Genomic DNA, 9,966 nt, shown 5'->3' on the forward strand with positions numbered 1-9,966 from the left:
AGCATTATATAAGTTCCACCTACAACGCTGTAAGGGACATACGGTACACTCGACTAGCCTTTATGGGTATCCTCTATTATGCCAAGATTGATGCTGGAGCTGCCTCCAATGGGAAGTGGCAAGCAACTTGCCGGTCTGCGCCAACCGTCTCCAGCTCCGGCGCTACGAGCCGGCACTTCTCTTGAGCGAAGGCACATCGCGGATGGAAGCGGCACCCCGAAGGAGGGTTCGCCGGAGATGGCACATCTCCCTGCAGGACAATTCGCTCCTTCTTATAATGCGGATTCGGTCTAGGAATCGCTGACAACAGTGCCGCGGTATACGGATGCTTAGGATTCGCAAACAAATCCTCTGTACGGGCAACTTCAACTAATTTTCCGAGATACATGACCCCGATCCGATCTGAAATATGCCGTACCACATTCAAGCCGTGCGCGATAAAGAGATAGGTAAGTCCGAGCTCCTTCTGCAGCTTCATCAGCAGGTTCAGCACTTGAGACTGAACCGATACATCCAGTGCCGAGACGGCCTCATCCGCTACGATAAAGTTCGGATTCAGCGCGATCGCCCGGGCGATGCCGACCCGTTGACGCTGACCGCCAGAGAACTCATGTGGATATCGGTTTCGTCTTGATGGATCCAATCCGACCAGTTCCATCAATTCCACTACACGCTTATCGATGTCACTGGAAGGCACTTTATTGTGCACACGCAGCGGCTCTCCTATGATGTCTCGGATATGAATACGAGGATTCAAGGAGCCAAAGGGATCCTGGAATATAATTTGCATATCTTGTCGCATCAGTCGCAGCTGCTTCGTATTCATATTTTGGATTTGCTTTCCATCATAAAACACAGCTCCGCTTGTTGGCTTCTGTAATTGAAGAATAGCTCTGCCTAGCGTTGATTTGCCGCAGCCCGATTCGCCAACGAGACCGAACGTTTCCCCTTTGTTAATGCTAAAGGTAACATCATCTACAGCCTTAACATGACCAACCACGCGGTTGAAGAGACCCGTCTTGATCGGGAAGTACTTCTTCAAGTTGCGAACTTCAATCAATGACTCCTTCATCATGTGCGCTTCACCTCGGATTGTCCGTCATTATTGCTGTCATACAGCCAACATGCCACCTGATGATTGCTTCTGAATTCGGCAAGCGAAGGCTCACTATGACGGCATTTCTCCTCCGCCTTCGCACATCGCGGATTGAAGCGACAACCCACAGGCAAATTGTTAATTCCCGGAATCGTCCCTGGAATCGTATATAGCGCCTCGCCTCTGGCTCCTTCTAATCCCGGGATCGATTTTAAGAGACCTACTGTATAAGGGTGGGAAGGATGATCGAATATCTCTTCTACGCTTCCTTCCTCCACAATTTTGCCGGCATACATAACCGCGATACGGTCAGCCATTTCCGCAGCTACGCCCATATCATGGGTAATCAGCACAATCGCCATGCCGAGCTCCTGCTGAAGGCGCTGCAGCAGATCAAGAATTTGTGCCTGAACCGTTACATCCAGCGCGGTAGTCGGCTCATCTGCAATAAGCAGCTCTGGCTTACATATAAGTGCCATCGCGATAACGACACGCTGCCGCATACCGCCTGACATCTCGTGCGGATATTGCTTCGCACGCATTTCCGGATCAGGAATTCCAACCATGCGCAGCATTTCAATCGCCCGATCCCATGCTGCCTTCTTGCTTATTTCCGAATGAAGCTGCAAGCTTTCCGCAATTTGATCCCCTATTGTAAATACCGGGTTAAGCGCCGACATCGGATCCTGGAAGATCATCGCGATTTGCTCACCGCGGACCTTTATCATTTCTTTTTGCGATTTGCTTGTTAGATCTACACCATTGTAGTGAATGCTGCCTTCAAAAATGGTTCCGCCTGCATAGTCGATCAATCGCATAATCGACATTGAGGCAACACTCTTACCACTTCCGGATTCCCCTACGATACACAGTGTCTTGCCCTTTTCCACGCTAAGAGATATTCGATCTGTTGCCTTCGCAATGCCCTGTGTTGTCACAAATCCTGTGGTCAGATTTTGGACTTCAAGAAGTTTTCCCGCCATTGCTGCACCCTCCTACGTGGAATTTTCTCTTTCTTGCGCGGGTCAAATGCATCACGGATGCCGTCCCCAATAAAATTGACCGCCAGCACAACAATAAAAATACATGCTCCAGGATAAAGCGCTTGCGTCGGATCGACAAGCATAAATTGCTGTGCGTTGCTAAGCATCAATCCCCAGCTCGTATCAGGCAGCTGTACCCCTAAACCGAGATAAGATAATCCTGACTCAGCAAGGATTGCCCCGCCTACCATTAAGGTAGCGTTTACGATAATAGGAGCCGTGGCATTGCGAAGCAAATGCCTGCCGATAATCCCCCAACTGGACACACCGATCGCCTTTGCCGCCTCCACATATTGCATCTCACGCAGTTGCAGGAATGTTCCCCTTACAAGTCTTGCCGAGCCCATCCAGCTTGTAAAGCTCAGAATTAATATCATGTAGCTGAACTTCGCGCCGAAGATGGCGAGTACCAAGATGTTCAGGAACAAGGTTGGAGTAGAGTTCATAACGTCAACAAATCTCATGAAAATCGTATCGATCCATCCGCCGAAATATCCGGAAATCGAGCCGATGATCGTACCGATGACAACAGAGATAAATGCAACAGAAAAGCCGACTGATAACGACACTTGACTGCTATAGATAAGCCGTGACAAGATGTCTCTTCCTAATTCATCCGTTCCAAGTGGATGACCAGGACTGCCCGATGGCAAACTTGACTTCAGCATATCGATCGCTGCTGGGTCATATGGGGCAATATATTTGGCAAATACAGCAATGGCGACAAAGAATAATAGGACGATGGCTCCAACCACTGCAAATGGATTGCTCATAAATTTCTTCCATGCCATTAAAGTCATACTTGTCGGCTTCTCCGACTTATGAGGGCCTATCTCACGGGTCTTATCCGGTTCGAGCTGAGCATCCTGCAAACTCGCTGTACTCATGACGACACGCCCCCTCTGCCCAATTGTACGCGCGGATCAACAATGGCATACAGAATGTCCGCAATCAAGTTACCAATAACGACGATAACCGCTGTAATAAGAGTAATCGCCATGAGAACTGAATACTCCCGTGACACCGCCATATCTACGAACAGCCGCCCCATTCCCGGCCAGTTAAACACACTCTCCGTAATGGTTGCTCCCGCAATGAGAATTGGCAGATCCAAGCCAAGAATTGTGATGATCGGGATGAGTGCATTCCGCAGAGCATGACGGGCAATGACTCTTCTCTCCTTCATCCCCTTCGCTCTCGCTGTTCGAATGTAGTCCTGTCCTAGCACCTCAAGCATACTGGATCGGGAATATTTCACATAAGAAGCCAAGAAACCTAATGTAAGAACCGTTACAGGCAGAATAAGATGCATGAATAAATCCTGAATATCGCCCTCTTTCCCCATCGAATACATGTCGGATAAGGGCAGCCAGTCCAACTTAATAGAAAAATAACTCTGCAATAGAATACCGAACCAGAATGTCGGCATTGCAAACCCAACATAAGAGATTAATGAAGCTGTCTGATCGGATAATCCATACTCTCTCGTACTATTGTATATCCCCCAGGGAATCGCAATGATTAAGGAGAGCAGCCATGCAACGCTCATCAGAACAACAGTATTCTTCACTGTCGGCCAGAGTATATCACCTACTGGAAGGTTATTCTTGAAGGTTTTCCCCAAATCACCCTTCATCAGGCCGCCCACCCAGCGGATATATTGAATATGAATTGGCTTGTCCAAGCCAAGATTTTTCGCTTGTATTTTACCCGCTTCCTGAGACAGTCCCGGCGACAGAAAGATTTGCGTCGGACCTCCTGGTGCTGCATGAATGAGTCCAAAGGTAACAATGGAGATCAAAAACAGCACTAAGAGTGACTGTAGTATACGGCGGATCAGGTACTCCGTCATAGGAAATCCTCCTAATTCGTATCGTGTGAGTTCATGTATAAGCACGTCCATATAAAAGAGGAAGGGGCAAGCAACCCCCTCCCCTCATCATACATATTCAAACTGTGCTGGGTATCTTATTCTACCCACCAGTTGATCATGCGGAACATGTATCCATATGCGAGTCCTGGTTCAGGTCTGTCTTCTTCCGCATATTTCACACGAGGGTTCAAGCCCTGTGGTGTACCATATTGATACAAGAATACATAAGGAAGATCCGTTGTGATTTCTTTACCGATCTCTGCGTAAACCTTCTTACGCTCGCTCTGATCAGCGACAGAGTAGCCTTTTACCCACAATTGATCGACTTTTTCATTTTTATACCAACCCGAGTTTTGGTTCGGCGGGAAGAACTTCGAGGAGAGAATGCTCTCCGCGTTCGGATCCGGATCATTTAATGACCATGCCGCCAAAACTGCTTGATATTTTCCTGGATTAATGTTCTGCTCTTGCCAAGCAGCGAAGTCAATGCCTCTAGGCTTTACTTCAATTCCGATATCTTTCAAGTTCTGTTGGATAACAGCAGCAACCTGTTCACGGCGGCTGTTCCCTGTATTGTATTGAAGTTCGAAGGAGAATTTGACGCCGTTCTTCTCCAAAATGCCGTCATTGTTAGCCTTCCAGCCGTCTTCAGCCAGCAGCTTCTTCGCCAATTCCACATCATAGTTATAAACTACTGCAGTTTCAACTGGATCAGCCCATGAGCCAGGCAAGAATGGCGAGTTCATCAACTTACCTGTTCCCTTAAGGATACTGTCGACCATGCCCTGGCGATTAAGCGCATGAGCAATCGCTTGTCTTGTCTTCTGTCCAGCAAAGAAGCTTTCTTTATTATCGAAGTTCATTTTGTTAAAGTTGAAGCCCATGTATTCGTAGAGTGGTCCTGGTGCCAAGATGACTTTGAGGTTGTCGCGAGCTTGAACAGCTGCGAGTTGAGTGACTGGAATCGCGGATACGGAGTCAATATCTCCCTTGATGAGAGCTTGCACTTCTGTATTTTGATCTGCGTAGATTTTGTAGATGACTTTCTGGATGTGAGGTTTCTTCGCTCCCCAGTAATTCGGGTCTGCTTCCATGCTATGATATTGCTTTTGCTTCCATTCTACCCATTTCCAAGGACCGTTCGTTACAGTCTGCTCTGGCTTGGAACCGTATGAATGCTTCTTCAATTCTGTAATCGGAACGTCCTTCAAGATGTGATATGGCACTGGTTGAAGTCTAAGAGAGTAGAGGAATGGGGCATATACTTGCTTTAACTTGATCTGAACAGTGTGCTCATCGACCTTCGTTACCGATTCAACATGTTCGAACTGGCTAATTGCTGGGGAGCCTGCTTCTGGGTTGCGGACTGTATTAATGGTAAAGATGATATCATCGGCTGTTACGGGTTGACCGTCGCTCCATTTGGCTTCTGGCTTCAATTTTACCGTGTAGGTCTTCGAGTCTTCACTGATTTGAGGAGGTTCAGCGGCGAGAGACCAAGGCTCAACGACTACGTTCGCTTGACGGTCAAGGTCATACAGACTGGCAAAAATCAAGTTGATTACGTCACCTGAGGAAGTGTCACTCGTGAAGATTGGACTTGTCGATACGATATCCGAGAAGGTCCCTAACGTGATTGTACCTCCATCTTTCGGGGTCTGAGCCGTATTCTCCTTCGCTGGCTCTTCCGTTTTCGCTGGTTCGGTATTTTTGGGCTCATCCTTCGGCGGATTCGTCGTTGTGCTTGAACCACCGCACGCTGATAACAGCGATCCCATTAGTACCAAGAGCAGCATAAATGACATCCATTTCTTTTTTGCCACATAATTCCCCTCTCTCATTTTCGATTTTTTTGTGAAGGATATATTTTCCTAGACATTGTATCATTTGAATCAGACTACAGGTAGTAAAATGATGGAAAATATTTATAATTCGCAATTATATTTTTCATTTTACTGATTACTTTCTTTAAAAAGACTATTATAGAAAGAAAAAAGAGGCGATATTCGCCCCTTTACCACTTTACCCCAATAAATTAACCTATGGTATATGGGATACGCACGCCAATCTTCCGCGATCCCATTCACTCGTATCCTAGCGCTGGATGCTGACAATTCTCTCCGTTCCATTCCATGTGACGCTGGCCCCTATGGATTCGGCAATTGCTCGAACAGGTACATAGGCACTGCCATTCAGAATGATGCTATTTGGCTGAGAAATATTGTTGAGATACGCGACCTTCTTCGTATTGTCCCATCCAACAGAAAGACCCAATGCTGACGCTATATCACGAATCGGACCGTATACGACATTTCCCTTCATTATTCCCTGCGCTGCTTCTTGTCCATTGACTAGAATGCGAATTCCATTTTGAAATTGCTGTACTTGCCCCTTAATTAAAATAATGAACTGGCTCCAGTACGGGAGAATTTGCGAAGGGCACTGCTTGCCTGACCATTTCTTATGCGGGACAACTTGATCGATCGTAAGCTTATAGCGCAAAATCAGTGTTGCCACGAGCCACGCTGCGTTATTCCAAGCCACATCTTGATTCATGCCCGTATACATGCATACCTCAATAGCAATGCTTGTCGTGTTGCCAGGCCCATTGCCATCGCCCGCGTGCCATCCCTCCTCATTATCACGCAGATGCTGATAAATATCCTTGTCATCCACCGTATAGTGCCATGATGCTTGTCTCCCACCGCTTCCATCTAACAAGTAGCGCGCGTGCGATTCCGCTGTTCCGCTTGTATTGTCCGTGTTGTGGATCGTAATCCACTGAGGTGTCATAGGCTTGCTCGGCTTGTTCGGACTGCCATCTGGAATCAGACGTTGTTGAATGGCGATGCTCATGGTTCATCATCTCGCTTCTGCATAATGTGTTGCTCCTAGAAGACTTGCCATGCATGCTGCGAGAGCTGATCTATCACCAAAAAGCGTTCAAAGGAGTTGAACGCCGCTTGGATCATTGCCACATTTGGATTGTATATAGGAGAATCACCCTAAGTTAGAAATGCCGTCGCAAATCTTCTATAGTAAAGCATACGTACTTTCATAGAAGTTTGGCTCTGGCAATTGTCCGGCTGATATAGCTTGTTTTCTCTTGTTATGTATTAGGCTAGTTGTTCACAACATTACTATTTCGGTTCACAAATTATAATCAATATAAAATTTTCTGCTGATTCATCCATACATGCGGCTTGTAGCTTGTCCGAGACACATTACAATAAACAGCTTTAAGTTCTTCTGCTGCTAACGCCGACAAGGCCATTTGTACTAAGGCCTATCATCACTCCTTCATATTAATGTCGAATCGATAGAAAATAGGTTAGAAATTGAATGTGTATTCCCAGTTTATAGTGAAATAAACATTAAATAAGTTCGCCCCAGAAATGGAAGATGGTACAATTGACTCATAGAATCGAATAAGTCTAGCGACTTGCTTCGGCGCTACTCTCCCTTTTCAAGGGAATAACGAAAGGAAGATGCACGCTTGAAGAAATTAGCTATCATTTTACTAATCGCCTCCAGCTTCATGATGCTCACTGCTTGCAGTGGAAAAGACGCAAGTGCTCCGAAAGAATCAGCTGTTGAGCAGCAGAAACTAAAAGAAGAGAATGAAAAATTAAAAGCAGAAGCCGACAAATTAAAAAAAGAAAAGGCAGATAAAGAAGCAGCAGAAAAAAAAGCTGCTGAGGAAGCAGCTCTAGCCGCAGAAACGGAACAGTCTGAGGCCAATACAACTTGGAACGTAACCGATGTAGATGCGGAGACAAATGGAAATATAGAGTTTGCAGCGGACTTGCTGCTGACTGGCAAGAAGCTTCCAGCATCCGGGAAAGCTGTACCCGCTAAGGTACATAAGACTCCATGGGATTATTATGGGAAATTAGTAAAATTCACTGGTGTAGTGAGCTTAGTCACCGATTATCCACCTAGCGATGAAGTTCCTCTTCGTTCGGAGATTATTATTGTCACCGAAGATGAAGTCATTGTTGACTTTTTGAGTCTTGTTCCAAGCGGAGATATCGAAGTTGGCGACGAGGTTACGATTTCTGGGCTAGTAACGGGACGGATGGAAGTTGATAACAAGGTTGGCGGGACGTTCACCCACCTCATAGTAGTCACCAATGAAGTTCCAAATTAATTATAGATCATGATATCGATTTATGCGCCCGTAGCTGTCCTACGGGTTTTTTCCTGTAATCGAAATCAGTCATCTCACAAAGGAAGTTACATGATAGGAGAAAACAGAAATGGATGACAAGTGGATCCTTGAGCAATCGGAGTCTACAGCCAATGGAAGATTCCTTTCTTCCAGCATTGTAGTTATCTCTATACTTGCAACCTGCTGTGCAATCGCCATATCTATCTACGCATGGGTACACAGCAATAATGTCAACGAAGCCACAGAGAAGCTGCAGCAATCCTTCTCTAAATTGCAAGCGGACTATGAGGAACTAAAAAGAGACAACAGCAAACAGGGATTTACGATCAATCAACTGCAGAACAATCTCTTGTATGCAAATATTCAACATGACATGGAGGAAAACGTCGTATCCGATCATTTGATATTGGATAAAATCTACTTCGACGATATCGTCTATCGCAAAGGAACGAGCGGCACGACCATAGACGTTCGCACTCAGCCCGAATTTAATAATAAATATGCGGGGTCTGGGAAGTTCACTTTATCTGATAAGGAATTGAACAATGTTGTAACCACGTTCATGCAAGCAGCGCGAGATCAATATGAGTGGTGTCTGGAAATGTACAGCATGGATGCCGTTGCACCAGAATGGAATGAGCTTACGCATACCATTACGATCCACAACTATGATCTTGGAACCTATCATAATGGTGTGTTTACGCCTGTTAAGAAATAGTATCTTTGAGCTTAGGTAAAACACCGCTAGCTTCTGCAATCCGCTGAACTGAGAAATCAGGTCATTCAAAAAAGAGAGAGTCAACGAGAAATGCTATTCGATGACCCTCTCTTTTATTAATTCTGTTAAGATTGATAAAGTATCATTTATGCATGTTACTGAAACAATTTAGGCTCTGCGAGTGCTGCCCACGTAGACTCGAAAACATTTCCTGGTTCCGCCACAATTTGAAGCTTAAGTACCCCACTCACATCAATTTTTACAGGATTAGGGTTATCTCCGCCCTTTACATTTTCAAACAAAGCCAATTCTGTCCCATCACCAATAAAGCGATAGGTAACCACTCTATTCGAATTTTTCGTTTCATCATCTACGCCAATAAAAGTTGATAGCTTTTTATACTTTCCATTTAAGTTATAGTCAATAGAGGTACTTTTGTTGTTCATAAAGCTAAGATTAAAAACAATTCCTTTTTGGAATTTATCTCCTGCAATTTCAATTTTATTGCTGTAAGGGTTTTGATTAAAATGAACGCTTGAACCACTAGGGCCATCCGTTCTTGCATAATTTTCATCAGATAAATATTTAAACGAACCTTCTTTTTTACCAACCCAGGCTGTTTTATTTTTCCCGTCATACGAAAATTCTTTCCCCGAAGCGTCAGCAACGAATTTCACTGGAGCATATAGCTGCCCTTTATAGAGAATCGCATTATCTGTGCTAACTTTCTGAACACCATCAAACATATACTTTATGTTTTCAAACGAGACTTCAATTTTTGCCGTGCTAGCAGCAAATGCCGCTGTACCAAATAGCAGACCCCCAATTACTACTCCCATTAGTAGGCCTTTTAGTTTCTCCTTCATCATTCAGTTCTCCCCTGTTTATGTTTTTAGCATGTAATGACCAATCACATAACTTCGATATATACCACTATATTCCTGCATATTCTCCCAAAATATCTACCTATTTTGTCAAATAGAGTATTACTACATAACTTAATAAAATAAAAAACGTATTGCCACTTATGCGACGAAGAGAGCGTAAAATATCTTGTGTAAATAG

Annotated in this window: 9 protein-coding genes; 2 read left to right on the top strand and 7 right to left on the bottom strand. The window is 45.0% G+C overall.

The genetic code is table 11. The annotated features are described in order from the left end of the window. Nucleotides 1-76: 76 nt before the first annotated feature. The 6 genes from BBG47_RS01430 to BBG47_RS01455 all read right to left on the bottom strand — a co-directional run bounded on the left by BBG47_RS01430 (nucleotide 77) and on the right by BBG47_RS01455 (nucleotide 6,868). On the bottom strand, nucleotides 77-1,075 hold the full coding sequence (locus BBG47_RS01430; RefSeq protein WP_065290219.1) for an ABC transporter ATP-binding protein: 999 nt from the start codon (nucleotides 1,073-1,075) through the stop codon (nucleotides 77-79). Continuing rightward, nucleotides 1,072-2,079 (bottom strand): ABC transporter ATP-binding protein, encoded by a 1,008-nt coding sequence (locus BBG47_RS01435; protein ID WP_065290220.1) that lies wholly within the window; start codon nucleotides 2,077-2,079, stop codon nucleotides 1,072-1,074. The genes BBG47_RS01430 and BBG47_RS01435 overlap by 4 nt, the downstream gene beginning before the upstream one ends. Continuing rightward, a complete protein-coding gene (locus BBG47_RS01440; protein WP_065290221.1) occupies nucleotides 2,046-3,026 on the bottom strand; it encodes an ABC transporter permease in 981 nt (326 codons plus the stop codon). Before BBG47_RS01440 ends, BBG47_RS01435 begins: the two co-directional genes overlap by 34 nt. Next, nucleotides 3,023-3,991, bottom strand: a complete 969-nt coding sequence (locus BBG47_RS01445; protein ID WP_065290222.1) for an ABC transporter permease — start codon at nucleotides 3,989-3,991, stop codon at nucleotides 3,023-3,025. The genes BBG47_RS01440 and BBG47_RS01445 overlap by 4 nt, the downstream gene beginning before the upstream one ends. 116 nt (nucleotides 3,992-4,107) lie before the next feature. Then, nucleotides 4,108-5,808: a peptide-binding protein gene (locus tag BBG47_RS01450; protein ID WP_175400462.1), complete on the bottom strand. Its 1,701-nt coding sequence runs from the start codon at nucleotides 5,806-5,808 to the stop codon at nucleotides 4,108-4,110. A gap of 298 nt (nucleotides 5,809-6,106) precedes the next feature. Next, nucleotides 6,107-6,868 carry an N-acetylmuramoyl-L-alanine amidase gene (locus BBG47_RS01455; RefSeq protein WP_065290224.1) on the bottom strand — a complete coding sequence of 254 codons (762 nt, stop codon included), beginning with the start codon at nucleotides 6,866-6,868 and terminating at the stop codon, nucleotides 6,107-6,109. 640 nt (nucleotides 6,869-7,508) lie between these two features. On the opposite strand from BBG47_RS01455, the gene BBG47_RS01460 reads away from it, so the two are divergent. Beyond that, nucleotides 7,509-8,162: a hypothetical protein gene (locus BBG47_RS01460; protein ID WP_065290225.1), complete on the top strand. Its 654-nt coding sequence runs from the start codon at nucleotides 7,509-7,511 to the stop codon at nucleotides 8,160-8,162. Between the two features lie 109 nt (nucleotides 8,163-8,271). Further along, complete coding sequence (locus tag BBG47_RS01465; RefSeq protein WP_065290226.1) at nucleotides 8,272-8,901, top strand: hypothetical protein; 630 nt, start codon at nucleotides 8,272-8,274, stop codon at nucleotides 8,899-8,901. A 155-nt stretch (nucleotides 8,902-9,056) separates the two neighbouring features. Here BBG47_RS01465 and BBG47_RS01470 read toward each other — a convergent pair whose 3' ends face one another. Next, nucleotides 9,057-9,770 (bottom strand): NPCBM/NEW2 domain-containing protein, encoded by a 714-nt coding sequence (locus BBG47_RS01470; RefSeq protein ID WP_065290227.1) that lies wholly within the window; start codon nucleotides 9,768-9,770, stop codon nucleotides 9,057-9,059. Nucleotides 9,771-9,966: the final 196 nt, after the last annotated feature.

This window comes from Paenibacillus sp. KS1, assembly GCF_001680695.1.
Lineage (GTDB): Bacteria > Bacillota > Bacilli > Paenibacillales > Paenibacillaceae > Paenibacillus_B > Paenibacillus_B suaedae.